The organism is Candidatus Liberibacter solanacearum CLso-ZC1, from assembly GCF_000183665.1.
GTDB classification, from domain to species: Bacteria; Pseudomonadota; Alphaproteobacteria; order Rhizobiales; family Rhizobiaceae; genus Liberibacter; species Liberibacter solanacearum.
In genome coordinates, this window is sequence record NC_014774.1 from 133,747 (window position 1) to 149,957 (window position 16,211).

Sequence of the window (16,211 nt, forward strand, 5' to 3'; positions counted from 1 at the left end):
GTATAGGTATAGAGTTGTATTTGAGTTCTGATATTCATATTTCATATATGGAATATTTTCCAGATCTGATAAATATTAATTTTACATTTCAAAAATTTTCCCCAAAATTTCAGATTTTAAGATATTTCTTATGATTGTTTTTTTGCAGTAAAATTTAATTTATTCAGCGCCAGAAAAACGAATAACAAGCTTTTTAATCGCAACACGCCTTTCAGAAAAAAACAAAGGATCTACATGCAAAAAGCAGAAATTGGAATAATTGGTCTCGGCGCTATGGGATCAAATCTTGCTCTAAATATGCTCGAAAAAGGCTTTCGATTAGCAGTTTATAATCAAGAGATTGAATTAACCGAAGTTTTTGTCAAAAAAGCACACGGATTATCTCAAAAATTTATCGCAACCAAAAATCTGCAGCAGATGGTAGAAGCAATTAGCCAACCTCGCAAAATACTAATGATGATAACAGACGGGAATCCTGTTGACCAATTAATAGAAAAATTGAAACCATTATTGTCTTCTGAAGATATTCTATTAGATGGAGGAAATTCTCATTTTGCTGACACACAGACACGTTCTTTAGGACTTAATCAAAAAGGAATCTATTTTATTGGCATAGGAGTATCAGGCGGCACAAACGGAGCAAGATACGGACCATCGCTTATGGTGGGAGGAAATGAAAAAGCGTATCACAGCATTGAACATATTCTCTTATCTATATCTGCAAATTATCAAAATAATCCTTGCTGTGCCCTACTTGGACCCGACGGTACAGGGCATTTTGTGAAAACAATCCATAACGGAATTGAATATGCAAACATGCAATTAATTGCAGATATTTACGGAATTTTACGGGATGGACTCAATAAAACATCTGTAGAAACAAGTCACCTTTTCTCAAAATGGAATACAGGAAAACTGAATTCATATTTAACAAAAATTACTGCTGAAATACTATCTTCCATTGACCCTATTACTGGACTCTCTATGATCGATGTCATATGTGATACAGCCTCTCAAAAAGGAACAGGAATAAGATCTATTATCGAAGGACATAAATTATTTTCATCCTTGACAATTACTGAAATTGCAATTTTCGCTCGTAATCTTTCTTTACATAACGATGAATGCAAGAAAATGCAGTTAGTTTTTAAAAATCCTTCCAGCTTTTGTTTAAAATATTCTGACACCTTAATCAAAGACTTAGAAAACGCTCTCTATGTATCTAAAATCCTCTCTTTTACACAAGGATTTTTACTAATACACAAATCATCAAAAAAATATAATTGGAATTTACAACTGTCAAAAATAGCACGTATCTGGCGTGCAGGATGTATAATACGCTCACAACTACTTAATGACATCGTAGAATCTTTAATAGAAAATCCCAATGATGCTAATCTTCTTATGATTCCCAGTATTTCCCAAAAAGTAAAAAGCACAATATCCTCGTTAAGACGTGTCGTAATAGACTGCACAAAACAGGGCTATCCCGTGCCCGCATTATCAGCGGCTCTTTCTTATTTTGATGCTTATACACACGGCAATGGAACCGCTCATTTAATTCAAGCACAGCGTGATTTTTTTGGATCTCATGGCTTTGATAGAAAAGATGGAATCCTAAAAAACCACGGTCCTTGGCAAAACAATATTAGATAATATCCTAAGATATGCAGTTTTGGGCTATGGATTTAGAAAGATTTCTCAATAGTTGGAAATAAAGATCAGGACCTTCTGGAAGTAACAACCCTTCTGGATCAAGCATTCCTACTATAATCCCAGTATTATTGGCAATGGATTGTATTATTTTAGAATCGAATTCTGGCTCATAGAATAGACAAGAAACCTTTTCTGAAACAATTCTATCCTTAATTTTCTGCAAAGATTTTGCTCCCAGAAGAATTGTATTGGGCATAATCGAATCAATGATTTGAAGATTATAATGTTTCTCAAAATAGCGATATGCTCCATGAGAGACAATGATCTTTTTCCCTTGAACTGGCAGTAAAATATCATGCAATTCTTTATCCAATTTGTCTAACTTAGTCCCAAAATCTTCTTCGTTTTTTGTATAAATTTCCTTATTCTTTGGATCATTCTTAATAAGCTCCTGAGCAATAACATGAGCCATATGTTTAGCATTGATAGGGGCTAACCATAAATGCATGTCATATACAACAGCCCCTCCATGATGGTGATCTTGTTGTTTTTGAGGCAATGTAATTTTATGCAAATTCGGGGAATTTGAAAGAGTAATTATATTGGATTGTTTATCTACATAACCCAATGGCTTAACTAGGAAAAATTCCATTTCTGAACCAAGCCAAAAAATAATATCAGCATTTTTTAACATCATCGTATCTGACGGGCGCAAACTATATTCATGGGGCGAACTATTACCCTTAACAAGCAAGCTGGGCTTTCCTACTCCGTTCATTATAGACGCTACTATTGAATGAATAGGCTTTATAGAAGCAACAACTTGCAAGGAACTAGCTCTAGATGTAGCACACAAAAGAGGGAAAAAAAATATAAATGATATCAAGGTGTTTTTCATAATGCGCAATCCTGTTTAACAAGTTTATTATTATGTCTACAGATAGACCCCCCTATACAAAAAAAATATGATGGACTATAAATAATTATGCGTATCTGCCCATCTCTTCCTTTAATCAGCTTGGCTAATACTAGCGTTCATAAAAATGATATCAAATGGACTATAAATAATTATGCGTATCTGCCCATCTCTTCCCTTAATCAGCTTGGCTAATACTAGCGTTCATAAAAATGGGATCCAGATTTTGCATGATATTAATTTTACCATAAAATCAGGGGAAATAGTTACATTGATAGGTCCTAATGGATCTGGAAAATCAACAATTGCCAAATTGATTACAGGTATAATCAAGCCTAGCACAGGCAATATAATTCACAATCCTAAATTGATTATAGGATACGTACCTCAAAAAGTCATCATAGAAAATACACTGCCTCTTAGTTTAATGCGATTTATAACTCTAACGACGTCCTCTTCACAGGAGGATATTATAGAAATACTAAAAAAAGTTAATTTGAACGGGAAACAAAATAGGAATATAAGAGATCTTTCAGGAGGTGAATTCCAACGCGCCCTTCTTGCGAAAGCTTTGTTACGCAAGCCCAATTTGTTGGTTTTAGACGAACCACTACAAGGCATTGATTTTCCAGGAGAATTAACTTTATATGAGCTAATCTCATCGGTGCGTCAATCTACTGGTTGTGGCATATTATTGATATCTCACAATTTACATATGGTTATGGCGTCTACGGATACAGTGATATGTTTGAATAATCATATTTGTTATCAAGGCCCCCCTCAAACCATCAAAGATAACCCAGAATATATTCATCTTTTTGGATCACGCGCAACAGAAATATTGGCTATTCATAACCATAAACACGTTCACTAAACTGTAATTGTTTATATCGTCAATCGTTTCTTAGGATTAAGTATCAATAAATAGATGGAACAAGATGATTTATAACGAATTTTTTATTCGTGCCTTGTTTGCTGGGATTGGCATAATTCTCTCTACTGGGCCGCTTGGATGCTTTATTGTTTGGCAACGCATGACTTATTTTGGAGATACTATAGCGCATTCAGCGCTTTTAGGGGTAGCTTTCTCACTCATGTTAAACTTACCACTACCCCTCTGTATATTCATGGTAGCTGCCCTGACATCGATTATATTACTTCAAATTCAAAAAAGTGAATTTATAGCTTCTGATGCTATTCTCGGAGTTATCACCCATTCAACAATATCAATTAGTCTTATTATGCTGTCTTTTATGACATGGGTAAATACCGATCTAACAAGTTTTTTATTTGGTGATATCTTAGCAATCAATACGAACGATATCATAATTATTTGGAGTGTTGGGATTCTAAATATTGTTATATTAATAAAAATATGGAAATCACTTCTAGCTACCACTGTAAACTATGAGCTTGCAAAAGCCGAAGGCATGCAACCGGAAAAAGTAAAATTAATCTTTACCATGATCACAGCTCTTATGATTTCTATTTCCATCAAATTCATCGGTATCACACTTATAACATCCCTTTTAATATTACCTACAGTCACAGCAAGACGTTTTGCAACATCTCCTGAGAACATGGTCATCTTAACAACAGTAATTGGCATTTTAGGAGTAATACTTGGTCTCTACGGATCATTGATTTTTGACACCCCTTCAGGCCCATCAATCATTATAACATCTTTAATATTTTTTATACTGAGCTTTCTCCGAGCTCTTAAAAAATAACAAGAATATTCAAGAGTTTTTTATACCCTTATAAATATTTGCATTCCATTATCTTATTGACTATAATAAGTAAAAATATTTGATTTTTAAAAAAGAAAGATATTTTTATTTATAAGGGGAAAGTATATATGGCTAATAAAAAAAGGTATAATATCCTTAATGAGCTTATGAATATCGAATTTCAAGCTCATTATTATTATATACAAGCAGCTGCTTGGGCAGCATCGCGTAATCTTGATGGATGTTGTAATTTTTTCTTGAAGCATGCAAAAGAAGAATACTCCCACGTAATGAAAATTTTCCAATATTTAGTTGATCTTGGAGAGAAAGCAACATTCTCTGATTTGCTAAAATCTGATATTAACGCTAATGATGTCGAAGGCATTTTTTCGTTGGTATACGAACATGAAGTCGAAGTAACAAAAGCCTACGATAAAGCTATCGCAAATATACTAGAAGAGAAAGATAATCAAATCTTCTGTTTTTTACAGTGGTTTGCAAGTGAACAAGATGAAGAAATGGCTCTTTGTCGCCGAATATTAGACAAAATAAAGCTGATAGGATCTGGTCCTCATTCACTCTATCTTTTTGACCAAGAAATGGCAAAAATAGCAAGCGAAAGTTAATTCTATCTAATATAGATGAGATGGATGAAGTCCTCTATAGGGTTGAGTTATTTTTATCTCTTAAATGAATAACATGGGATTTTATACCACTAAAAAACAACTGTGGGAAAAATCCCATTTTATGCTATGTAAAATTTAAAATATTACCCTCAGTCAAAAAAAAATATTTTTTAAGTCCTCAGTAGTTTTACAAGTATTTTTTGACTAAATCCAACTGTTTTGCTAATTATCATCAACCTTTCATAGTATCCATAATGTTTAATATTGCTGGGCCAATAATAACAAGCATTAAAACAGGCAAGAAAAATAGAATCATAGGAACAGTTAGTTTAGGTGATAATGCAGCAGCCTTTTTTTCTGCCTCCATCAAACGCTCCGACCTTGTTTCCGCCACTAAAACACGCAAAGAATCACCTATTGAAGTTCCATAACGATCAGACTGTATAAAAGCCTGCATAACATTTCTTATACAATCCATTTGAGTACGATTGTAAAAGTTTTCAAATGCAACCTGCCTATTAAGCAAAAATGACAACTCAGCAGTTGTTAACAATAATTCTTCGGAAAGCGCAACTGATTGCCCTCCTACTTCTTCCGCAACACGACGCAAGGCCTGATCTACTGCAATCCCTGATTCAATGCATATCAATAATAAATCAAGAGCATCAGGCCAAGCACGCCTTATGGAATCCTGTCTTTTTGTAACAAGATTAGAAATAAACATGCTAGGAGCATAAAATCCAGCATACCCGATTAAAATCACAACAAATAGGCGATTAAAGAAAGAATACTGCTCTAATTTATCAAAACCAAATATCCATATTATTCCTATAACAAGAGTAATAATCGGTAAAACCAAACGGATTATCAACAATATATTCAATGCATACTCTGATCGAAAACCAGCAGCACGCAATTTATCAACCATTGGTTTATCAACTAGAATTGCCTTTAAATTAAACTTTTCAACAAATTTTCGTAACGACATATTATCGTGAGTACGCAATCCAGAAGAAGGTTTACCTAAACGTGCAAGTTGCTGTTTGCGTAATTCTTCCCTCTCAATAGAAACAGACTTAATACGCTTTTCCAACTCATCACTACCCAAAGAGGGAATAATCACCGCATAAATCAAGGAGAAAACTGAAATCGAAGTTGCTACAACAACTGCTATAGTTACACTATCAAACATAATCTCATACTCTACAAATTACATATCAAAGTTAATCATAGTCCGCATAATTACTGCACCAAGAACCATCAAAAAAGCCGCAATTCCAAGAATAATGTGTCCTCTAGAATCTAGGAAAAGAATATCTATATACCCTGGAGACGTAAAGTGGACGAGCGAAGAAACGAAAAAAGGCAAGGATCCAATGATCCATGCTGAAGATTTTGCTTCCATAGCAAGGGCTTGTACCTTTCCTTTCATTTTCTTCCTCTCACGCAAAATTCCCGATAAATTAGACAACGCTTCCGAAAGATTCCCGCCTGATTGAGCCTGAATACTAATAACCGTTGAAAAAAAAGATACTTCTTGTAGCGGCATATAGCGAACCATACGAGCAACACTCTCTGAAACACTTAAACCTAAATGCTGAGCTTCAACAACACGACGAAATTCTGATCGAACAGGATCCGAAGACTGGCCAACGATAATAGAAATCGCATCCGAAACAGGCAATCCAGAACGTACCGAACGAACGATAATATCTAGAGCATTCGGAAATTCATTCAAAAACTTAGCTGTTCTTTTTTTTATCAAATATTGCAACAATACACGCGGAACAACCAAGGCAGATGATAAACAGACACACAAAGAAACAAAAAAACTAGAAAATAAAGCTAAAGATATTATACCAAATACCAATCCCATAACACAACTGAAAATGTAAAAATGCTCTTTTGAAAAAGGAATCCCTGAATAAGATATGAGAGATGATAAACTTTTCGTATTCCCGAATTTTTCCTTGTGACTCAGTTCTATTTTATCCATCGCATCTCGTAATACCTTACGACGCTTTACGGCTGCTGAAGGAATAGTATCGTTTTTCTTATCTTTTATAACTTTTTTAGGATCACGGGATTCAGAAGAACTTTCCAATCCTGTAGTTTTAAATAAAAGAAAATACAAAAGAAAAAAAACTGAAATGGAGATCAATCCCACCAAAAGAAAGCTATTTATATCAAGGTCCATGAGATCCACCTATATACGAGGTTGTTTTTCTACAGATTCAAGAACTTCTGCTAAATTCTTTTCTTCACCATATTGAGCTGCCCTATTCCAAAATCGTGGGCGAGAAACACCAGAACCAACATGATGCCCTATCAATTTTCCTGATTCATCCTGTCCTATTACATCATATTTAATAAGATCTTGCGTAATAATAACATTTCCTTCCATCCCGACAACTTCACAAATATTCGTAATCCTCCTAGAGCCATCTCGTAAACGTTGTGTCTGAACAATTACATCTAAAGAAGATGTAATAATTTCTCTCACCATTTGAGATGGAAGAGTAAATCCTCCCATAGCAATCATTGCTTCCATTCTACCAAAACTTTCCCGAGGATTATTGGCGTGAATAGTTCCCATAGATCCATCATGACCCGTATTCATTGCCTGCAATAGATCTAATACCTCTGGGCCACGAACCTCCCCTAAAATAATACGTTCAGGACGCATACGCAAACAGTTCTTCACCAAATCACGCATAGTAATCTCACCTTCACCCTCAATATTTGGAGGACGAGTTTCTAATCGAACCACATGAGGTTGCTGAAGTTGAAGCTCTGCTGTATCTTCACAAGTAACGATACGTTCATCTTTATCTATATAACGAGTCAAACAATTCAATAACGTTGTTTTTCCAGAACCTGTTCCACCAGAAATCAAGATATTACATCTAACACGTCCTATGATTTGCAATAGCTGAGATCCTGCTTCTGTTATTGCTCCAAAGCGGACAAGATGATCTAAAGTAAGCTTATCTTTTTTAAATTTACGAATAGTTAAAGTAGCTCCATCAAGAGCAAGAGGAGGAATGATCACGTTCACACGAGAACCATCTAACAAGCGTGCATCACAAATAGGGCTCGCTTCATCTACACGACGACCGACTTGATTAACTATACGCTGACATACCGAAAGAAGCTGTTCATTGTTGCGAAAGCTAATGCCTGTTTCAATGGTTTTCCCATTAACTTCAATGAATACTTTATCTGGACCATTCACCATAATATCTGCAATATCATCTCGTGCAATAAGAGGCTGAAGAGGACCATACCCCAAAATATCATTAGAAAGATCTTCTAAAAGATCTTCTTTTTCCTCAAACGGCATGACTATATCTTTGATAGAAATAATCTCATCCATGAGCTCTGCTATTTCTTTCTTTGCCAATTCCCCATCGTATTGAGAAAGCTTTGTTATATCAATCATTTCAATCAAAGTTCCAAAAACAGTTGCCTTTATATCATAATAATGAGAACTGCGATGCTTTAAAATATTAGGCAATCCTAATTCAGAAGATTGATCCAAAAAGGAAGATTGGTTTGTGCCATCACTCCCGGAATCCTCAATCTCTTTTCCTTGTTGGGCTTTCTCTTGCCGCAACTTAAAGTTTTCCCTATTTGCTGATCCTATAGGTCCCTTTTCACGTTTTCCAAACATGTGCACATCCTAAATTATAATTAAATCACTTTATTTTTAAAAATGTCTTGATCTTGTCATATATAGCATTTTTAGGTTTCACTATAGTTATACGATCAAGAAGAATATTCGAAAAATCTACTAATAAATTTGAAACAGAAGATTGAGGATTCATCTCACGAATCATCTTACCAGAATTTGCAGATATACCAAAAACAAAAGCATCAAAAGGAATGATAACAGAAGGATCTATCCCTAATGGAGCACAAAAATCATCAATAGAAATTTCAGGTTTTTTAGGCATTCCAACCTGATTAATAACCAAATAAGGAGGTTTATCATTTGGTCTATTTTTTGTTAAAAAATCGATTAAATTTTTAGTATTACGCAAACTGACAAGATCAAGAGAAGTAGTGATGACAACTTTATCACTTAAAGTAAGAATCTGACGATTCCATCTATTCCAAATATGGGGTAAATCAAGAATCGTTAAGGGAGCTATCCGTTTCAACAACTCAATTACTGGAAGAATATCTTTTTCATCAAAATCATAAGTACAATCCAAAATTGCCGGAGCCGTCAAAATTGATAGATTCTCGACATAACGCACCATAATCTTATCAACTAATCCCTCATCAATTTTACCTGAAGAGGAAATAAGATCTAAAATACCATATATTGGATCTTGGTCAAAATTAATATTAGCTGTTCCATACGGAAGATCTAAATCTGCTAAAATGGTATCTGTTGCCAAAACAGAAGCAATGCTAAACGCACAATTATGCGCTATAGTTGAAGATCCGACCCCTCCTCTAGATCCTATAAAAGCTATAGAACTACCAAACGAATCCTCTTTGTTTTTCTCAACAAAAATATTACTAATCGCTTTAATGATATCAGAAACAGACAAAGGTTCAATCAAGTATTCAGATATGCCGCTAGCAATTAACTCTCGATAAAGCAATACATCATTGGTCTCTCCTATCACAATAACCTTTGTAGTAGAATCACAAACTTCAGCCAAAGGCTCTAAAGAAGAAAGGATTTTTCTAGAATCAACTGTAGTTTGAATAATAAGAAGGTTAGGAGTAGCAGAATCAGCAAATACATCAATAGCCTCTGTAATTGATCCTTTAGTAATTCGCATATTAACACGATTCATCCGACGATCAATCTTAGATTTTTCTATTACAGAATACAGGGAATCAGTCACACAAAAAGCATGCGCAGATATGCTTGGCAAAGAACCATCACCATGCTTATTAAGAACATCTGAGCCACTACCTTTATACTCAATACTCATTATTTCCCCCTGTTAGGCCTTATTTATTAACCTACTTCTTACCCCCCTCTTGATACCGATGAATAGATCGATCACGATGAACCGCATCGGGAGGAGTCATTGAACGTGGAGCGAATAAATCCATAGGATTTACTATTTGTGCTGCCAAATTATTCTGATATGAACATCCATAATTACTCCAATTACTATTTTCTAAGGAAGATCCCAGAATATCTTCCGGCCAAAAACCACATTTCCCAGCAGAAGGCCTACTTGCAAAATAACTCAGTCGAATAGTATCAATATCCAATTCATAATCGGCATCATAACTTCTCTCCGAGAGAGATGAAGATGGAATTCCATTGGAAATGATGAACCGACGGATATTTTTTAAAGCATCTTGAATAGCATGAGAAGAAATTGTCGGAGTTGGAATGAGAATAAAAATAACACTTGTACTATTTTGCTTATATCTATCTATAAATCCTTTTATCGTATCATACATATCAGATGGTAATTTCCCTCTTCCAGACAGTAATGGTATATCTAGGCTTTTCTCTACCTTTTTCATCACAATTGGATATCTATCACGATAGTCATTTTGGTTAGCCAACACATTATTTCCACAAAACAATAAGAGAAAAGATATTTGCATTAGAAAAAAACTTACCAATCTTTTAAAACACATACCTCCGAATATTTCTTTTATCATTATATCCCTCATCATTTGTAAATAAATCCAATTGCGCCTTTATAATTCTGCCCATTTCCTTGTGCCGCTTCCTTGGGTCCATAAATTTTATTCACCCGATTAAACAAAAACGCCTTTGCATCATTTTCAATATCATAATTATCATCTGGACGACTCAACTCATTCATTGCAACAGGCTTCACAAGAAAAGGAGTAGCCGAAATAAAAATTTCCGTTTCTTCCCTACTAAAGCTATTACTCCTAAACAAAGCCCCTAAAATTGGAATTTTCGACAATAAAGGAACTCCCCCTCTCTTTTGCTGTATATCATCTTTTAACAATCCTGCTAAGACTATTGTCCCCCCAGAAGGCAATTCAACAGTAGTATCTGCTTTACGCATACGATATTCTGGCTCTCCCGTTGTACTAACACCCAACACTGGTTCAGAAACCTCTGTCTCAATACGCAATCCAATACGGCCTGGAGATAGTACCGTTGGAGTAAAAGTCAGCACGACACCATAATCATGAGGGGTGATAGTGCTTGTACCATTAGCGCCTACGCTACGATATAAACGCGTTCCACCTGATCTAAAAGTAGCGTTTTGACCCGAAATAGCCGTTAAAGTTGGCTCTGCGAGAGTACGGATAGCGGTTGCTCGTTCCAGTGCATTCAAAACACTCTTAAAAGTAAATCGATCAAGAATCGTTGTCATCGCAAAGTCAGCACCCTGACCGCCCAAACTACCGTCAAAATCTATTCGCTTTCCCTTTGAAGGGCCACCACTACTGATAGTGTGCTGAAATCCTATCTGCTTTAATACATCACGCCTTACTTCTGCAATAGTCACTTTAAGGGTTACCTGATCTTCAGCCCCAATATTTAATAGATTAATAACCTTGCTACCACTTGCAGTCTTATACAGATTATTCCTCTCATTTGAGAGAAACATATTTGAGAGTTCAACAGCATGTTGAGAATCCTGAATAGTCCGTACCTCTCCATGTAATACAAGATTATCAGATAGCATCTCAACATGAATATTTGAACCAGATAGAAAACGTCGGAAAGTCATTTCGAGATTTCTAATATCCCGCTCAATAAAAATATCAATGTTCAATAGTTGCTTTTCGTCATGTCCGATAAGAATAACATTCGCCTGACCTACACTTTTTCCAAAAATATATACAGTTTTCGAAGAATGTACCACAACATCTGCTTTAGTTGGATCAGAAACAAGAACATCCTGAACCCTAGATGGTAAATGCAAAATAACTACCTTACCTAAACCAATGTTGATCTTTTTACTTGTACCTATTGCCGAATCACCGATATGAATAGTAGAAGCGTTTTTAGCATCAACTAATTTTGATTGCGCTAATAAAAAATTCGAACTAGAAATAAAAATTACAAATAACATAAAGAGTGTTTTTTGAAAATTCTTCATCTTGACATTTCCTCTCCATCTTTATTCGAAATAATACCTGATTTAATAACCTGGATTCCTCTTCCTCCATCTTCCCCCAAATTAAAATCAGCGATTTCTAGATCGGTAGAATGAAAATCTGAAATAGATCGCAAAACGAGAGTCAATTTTGATGCTATCTGTTGCGCCGCAAGTAGCGTCTTTGCCTGCATAGGAGTTAACTCCAACGTAGCAGTATTCCCAATCAACCCATTTGGCTCTCCCTCAGCATCTAAAGTTTGATCTATTGCAAGAACACGTACATTGCTGAGAACTACATCCGTCTTTGTCTTCCTCTCACCAATCAAACGAACCATTAAAACATCAACATGATCATTGGGTTTAACCAGCCCTCCAACAGCATTAGAAACCGAAATATCCAAAGCAACAGCGCGCTTTCCTTTTGAAAGAAGAGAAGAAACACCATGTTGTCCATGATCTACTAATTTTTCAAAACGAATTGGATCACCTTTCAAAATAGGTATACGTACTATGGATCCCTTTAATTCTTCTATAGCATTGGGACGACTGACATCATCTACAAAACCAACAACAACATTTTCTGCTGGGAAAGCAACCCATTCTAAGACATCAGGAGTAATAACCATCCCCACCTTTAAATTACTCTTAGCCATCAAAACATTAGAAAGCCTTATAGAAGGTTGAGCTACAATCTCCTCTTTCTGGAGATGATGGTGAGATACTAGACGCATAGCAATAATACCCGCCAACAGAGCAAAGAGACCGGAAACTACCAGTCCCATTAGTCGAGTGAATTTCATTCTTGTTCCTACAAAATAAAGACTAAAAAATAAAGGTAATAGAAATAACTTAAATACTAATAAAAGTATTATATAAGATAATATAAATATGGTTAAAAATAATTAAAATGATGTAGAAATACCTTCTAAAGCAATTTTAAATAAATGCGAATCTGGATAACTAACTAATCCTCCTATAGAGATAGCAACGCCATAAGGAATTTTATTTTTCATATGGAAACTACGTGGAACAAATTTATCTAACAAAGGGATATAACGAGTAATTTCTCTTATTAGCAAAACTACTAATGCTAATATCCCACCAAAAATAGCAACATAAAATAAAAAATATAGCAAAGAAATATTCCAACCAAACCATAAAGACGCTGTCGTTAAAAGCTTTGCGTCTCCTCCTCCCATAATATTAACAGAAAAGAAAAAAAAACAAGCAATGAAAACAAACAAGCCAACTAGTACGTGTAGCGCTATTTCCTCATAGCCCAACCCAACGAAAGGGGCGATTAATAAGAACGAACCAAGCAATACTACCGATATTCGGTTAGGTATCATCGTAGAAAAAAGGTCGGATAACCCAGCAGAAATCAAGCAAAAAGGTAAAACAAGAAATATAACCGAAAAAACCATTTTATCCTCTTTCATAGGATTAAAACATCTATCTAAATCATATCCTACTCTTGGACACGATGTATAATAAAATACAAAAAAGCACCGTAATCCCTAAGAAAGAATTATATAATTATTTTTATCAACGTAGAATCCTCAATCTCTGACAACAATAAATATCTAAAGACCCTGCTAACTATTACCTAAAATAGTTAATTATTATTACTATTATCAACTATCCGCATCTTGTTCAAAATCGCAACAACTATACTTCATTGTTATGGATATAAAATTCACATTCACTATATTCAAAAACACTATATCCTATTTATCCCGTAAACATTATATGTTTTAATAACAGCATTATTACACAATATTTATTTGTTTATTAATTTCACTTATCCATCAAATGAAAGAAAATGGGTTATTTCTAGCTTTTTACGGACATTCTTAGAAAATTTTATTGGACTTTTTTAGATATCAAAAATTATTGTTGAAGTTGCTTCGAGATAGAGACAGGGAAGAGGAAGAAACAGCTCTGCCCAATTCATCTGAAACTTTTGCAAAACATTCTTAATATTAGTTCCAACAATCCCACCACAGAAATGAGAACAGCAATCAAGCCATATCCAATAGCTGTCACCCCTGATTCAGGTTGTAAAAATTTTCTTATAATTTATCATTCATTAAAAATGATTCCTAAATTAAAAATTGATAAAAATAACTCTTAATCGTCATTGAGACTACTCGAAGTAATAACAAAATATATTTTACAATCTAAGCATCAATATTGAAATTGATTTATATCGTCTTTCAGTTTTGTTGGGGATAAAACCGTTAACAGGGCTTACAGGAAGGCTTCCAGCAACTTGATTGTTTTATCCCAGGGGCATGCTACAGCAATGAGCGCAACAAACAAACCATATCTAACTGTCGCACTTGATTTATCTTGCAAAAAATTTCTTATAATATCAAATTTCATGAAGAATACTTCTTATGTAAAAGATTGGATAAAAAGGTATTCTAACAATATGAGTATACATAAATATACTTTTAAGGAAATAAAAATAATATGCTTTGGATGAAATCTTTTCCAAAAAAATTAGAACCAATATGGCAAAAAAACAACATAACCGCCATGAAAATTAAATATCATGACGGCTACTCGAGATAGTAAAAATATATTTTACAATCTAAACATCAATATTAGAATTGATTTCTAGCATCCTTAAACAGGTTTGACATCAGAAAGGGAGTCACCAACTCTCTTGAAAGTCGCTGACAATTTTGTTCCAAGGGTTGTAACGGAAGCAATGATCGCCACAGCAACGAGCGCAGCAAGCAAACCATATTCAATAGCTGTCGCACCTGATTCATCTTGTAAAAATTTTCTTATAATATTAATTCTCATTAAAATAATCCTTAAATTAAAAATGGATGAAAAATATCTCCTCCCAATATGAAAAAATATATTGAGAATAGCTCAGACCATATCTGTTAAAAGTAGAATTTCTTTAAAATAAAAATTTGAGAATTAATTTAGTATTTAATAAAATACTTTGAGTGGTCCCAAGTAACTCTTAATCATCATTGGGACCGCTCAAAGTAGTAAAAAATATATTTACAATCTAAATATCAATATTGAAATTGACTCATAGCACCCTTAGGATCTGCCGGGGGCGGTAGGACCAGGAAGAAAGGATTCACCAACTTTAGCGAAAGTCGCTGACAATTTTGTTCCAAGAGTTGTAACGGCACCAATAATCACCACAGAAACGAGCGCAGCAAGCAAACCATATTCAATAGCTGTCGCACCTGATTCATCTTGTAAGAAATTTCTTATAATATTAATTTTCATTAAAATAATCCTTAAGTTAAAAATTTAATAGCAATGTATTATAACAATAGTGTTATACAGAAATATATTGCTAAAGCAATAAAAATAACCGCCATGAAAATAAAATATCATGACGGCTATTCGAGGTAGTAACAAAATATATCTTAAAGAATAATTATAAATATTGAAATTGATTTATGTCGCCCTTAAGTTTTGTTAGGGATAAAATCCTTAGCAGGGCTTGCAGGAAGGCTTCCAACAACTTGATCGTTTTATCCTAAGGGTATACAGAAGATAATGAGCGCAGCAAGCAAACCATATTCAATAGCTGTCGCACCTGATTCATCTTGTAAAAATTTTCTTATAATATTAACTTTCATGAAGAATCCTCCTTATGTGACAGATTGAATAACAACGTATTGCAAAAGAAAATCATATATAATATATAGTATATATGCTATATATTATATAGGGCTTGACTTAAATTGTAATAAAAATAATTTGTACTCAATCCGATTATGAATAACCAAATAACCACCATGATGAATAAATTTCACGGCGGTTATCTGATATTTAGAATATTTGATGTCAATAATTTAAGTTATAACTAATCAGCAAGAAGCTTTAAGCTTTAAGCTTTAAGCTTATCGCTAACAGTGGTAAACGTTCCCGTTAACTTAGTCCCAAGGTTTGTAATAGCACCAATGGCTACTATAGCAACGAGCGCAGCAAGCAAACCATATTCAAGAAATGCCGTACCCGATTCATCCTTCAACATTTTTTTGAAACAATTGACCATTAAAAATCACTCCTCTTAAAGATACGCAAAAATCAGAAATCTAGAACCTTGCTCTTGACAAATGCATAGGCTGTCGATTAATGACGATGCTATAAGATATTACTACGATAAAAATATACTTCAGCGCTTTCATGAACAAAGATAGATAGATAATCAAAACAAGAATTCAAA

Annotated in this window: 17 protein-coding genes and 1 pseudogene; 4 read left to right on the forward strand and 14 right to left on the reverse strand. The window is 34.4% G+C overall.

The features are described from left to right. Positions 1-234: 234 nt before the first annotated feature. A complete protein-coding gene (gene gndA, locus CKC_RS00640) occupies positions 235-1,656 on the forward strand; it encodes an NADP-dependent phosphogluconate dehydrogenase (protein ID WP_013461538.1) in 1,422 nt (473 codons plus the stop codon). 4 nt (positions 1,657-1,660) lie between these two features. Here the strand turns inward: gndA and CKC_RS00645 are convergent, their stop codons facing one another. After that, positions 1,661-2,554 (reverse strand): zinc ABC transporter substrate-binding protein, encoded by an 894-nt coding sequence (locus tag CKC_RS00645; RefSeq protein WP_013461539.1) that lies wholly within the window; start codon positions 2,552-2,554, stop codon positions 1,661-1,663. A 172-nt stretch (positions 2,555-2,726) separates the two neighbouring features. Here CKC_RS00645 and CKC_RS00650 point away from each other — a divergent pair, with 172 nt between their 5' ends. From CKC_RS00650 to CKC_RS00660, 3 genes are all read left to right on the forward strand, one after another. Next, positions 2,727-3,446 (forward strand): ATP-binding cassette domain-containing protein, encoded by a 720-nt coding sequence (locus tag CKC_RS00650; protein WP_013461540.1) that lies wholly within the window; start codon positions 2,727-2,729, stop codon positions 3,444-3,446. Between the two features lie 67 nt (positions 3,447-3,513). After that, entirely contained in the window at positions 3,514-4,302 is a 789-nt protein-coding gene (locus CKC_RS00655; RefSeq protein ID WP_044054188.1) for an iron chelate uptake ABC transporter family permease subunit, read from the forward strand. A gap of 128 nt (positions 4,303-4,430) precedes the next feature. Continuing rightward, entirely contained in the window at positions 4,431-4,928 is a 498-nt protein-coding gene (locus CKC_RS00660; RefSeq protein ID WP_013461542.1) for a ferritin, read from the forward strand. 232 nt (positions 4,929-5,160) lie between these two features. Here the strand turns inward: CKC_RS00660 and CKC_RS00665 are convergent, their stop codons facing one another. From CKC_RS00665 to CKC_RS00720, 13 genes and pseudogenes are all read right to left on the reverse strand, one after another. Beyond that, entirely contained in the window at positions 5,161-6,120 is a 960-nt protein-coding gene (locus CKC_RS00665; protein ID WP_013461543.1) for a type II secretion system F family protein, read from the reverse strand. A gap of 18 nt (positions 6,121-6,138) precedes the next feature. Next, entirely contained in the window at positions 6,139-7,125 is a 987-nt protein-coding gene (locus tag CKC_RS00670) for a type II secretion system F family protein (RefSeq protein WP_013461544.1), read from the reverse strand. 9 nt (positions 7,126-7,134) lie between these two features. Beyond that, positions 7,135-8,601 (reverse strand): CpaF family protein, encoded by a 1,467-nt coding sequence (locus CKC_RS00675; protein ID WP_013461545.1) that lies wholly within the window; start codon positions 8,599-8,601, stop codon positions 7,135-7,137. Positions 8,602-8,626: 25 nt separating this feature from the next. After that, on the reverse strand, positions 8,627-9,883 hold the full coding sequence (locus tag CKC_RS00680) for an AAA family ATPase (RefSeq protein ID WP_013461546.1): 1,257 nt from the start codon (positions 9,881-9,883) through the stop codon (positions 8,627-8,629). Positions 9,884-9,914: 31 nt separating this feature from the next. Continuing rightward, entirely contained in the window at positions 9,915-10,478 is a 564-nt protein-coding gene (locus CKC_RS00685) for a CpaD family pilus assembly protein (protein ID WP_244392021.1), read from the reverse strand. A gap of 107 nt (positions 10,479-10,585) precedes the next feature. Then, a complete protein-coding gene (locus CKC_RS00690; RefSeq protein ID WP_013461548.1) occupies positions 10,586-12,001 on the reverse strand; it encodes a type II and III secretion system protein family protein in 1,416 nt (471 codons plus the stop codon). Continuing rightward, complete coding sequence (gene cpaB / locus CKC_RS00695) at positions 11,998-12,801, reverse strand: Flp pilus assembly protein CpaB (RefSeq protein ID WP_013461549.1); 804 nt, start codon at positions 12,799-12,801, stop codon at positions 11,998-12,000. Before cpaB ends, CKC_RS00690 begins: the two co-directional genes overlap by 4 nt. A gap of 102 nt (positions 12,802-12,903) precedes the next feature. Beyond that, positions 12,904-13,425 carry an A24 family peptidase gene (locus tag CKC_RS00700; RefSeq protein ID WP_044054190.1) on the reverse strand — a complete coding sequence of 174 codons (522 nt, stop codon included), beginning with the start codon at positions 13,423-13,425 and terminating at the stop codon, positions 12,904-12,906. 526 nt (positions 13,426-13,951) lie between these two features. Then, positions 13,952-14,047 carry a hypothetical protein gene (locus CKC_RS06440; protein WP_407059603.1) on the reverse strand — a complete coding sequence of 32 codons (96 nt, stop codon included), beginning with the start codon at positions 14,045-14,047 and terminating at the stop codon, positions 13,952-13,954. A gap of 585 nt (positions 14,048-14,632) precedes the next feature. Next, on the reverse strand, positions 14,633-14,815 hold the full coding sequence (locus CKC_RS00705) for a Flp family type IVb pilin (protein ID WP_013461553.1): 183 nt from the start codon (positions 14,813-14,815) through the stop codon (positions 14,633-14,635). Between the two features lie 252 nt (positions 14,816-15,067). Then, entirely contained in the window at positions 15,068-15,262 is a 195-nt protein-coding gene (locus CKC_RS00710) for a Flp family type IVb pilin (protein ID WP_013461554.1), read from the reverse strand. Positions 15,263-15,525: 263 nt separating this feature from the next. Continuing rightward, positions 15,526-15,621 (reverse strand): annotated as a pseudogene (locus tag CKC_RS00715) (Flp family type IVb pilin); the annotation flags it as partial. Positions 15,622-15,872: 251 nt separating this feature from the next. Beyond that, positions 15,873-16,040 (reverse strand): Flp family type IVb pilin, encoded by a 168-nt coding sequence (locus CKC_RS00720; RefSeq protein WP_013461556.1) that lies wholly within the window; start codon positions 16,038-16,040, stop codon positions 15,873-15,875. Positions 16,041-16,211: the final 171 nt, after the last annotated feature.